This is a genomic window from Megasphaera jansseni (genome assembly GCF_047974155.1).
Lineage (GTDB): Bacteria > Bacillota > Negativicutes > Veillonellales > Megasphaeraceae > Megasphaera.
The window spans coordinates 1-232 of the sequence record NZ_JBHYRR010000112.1 but is presented as its reverse complement, the minus strand read 5'-3'; the positions used below and the strand labels follow the sequence as shown (position 1 = coordinate 232).

Genomic DNA, 232 nt, shown 5'->3' with positions numbered 1-232 from the left:
CGTGAGGGAAAGGTGAAAAGAACCCCGGGAGGGGAATGAAAGAGAACCTGAAACCGTATGTCTACAAGCAGTCGAAGACCTTTATATGGTCGACGGCGTGCCTATTGAAGAATGAACCGGCGAGTTACTTCAGCTAGCGAGGTTAAGCAGAAAATGCGGAGCCGCAGCGAAAGCGAGTCTGAACAGGGCGTATAGTTAGTTGGAGTAGACCCGAAACCACAGTGATCTACCC

The 232-nt window shown here is 50.9% G+C and carries 1 rRNA gene; it reads left to right on the top strand.

Annotation, left to right across the window (positions count from 1 at the left end):
• Window positions 1–232, top strand: a 23S ribosomal RNA gene (locus ACE418_RS13590); the annotation flags it as partial.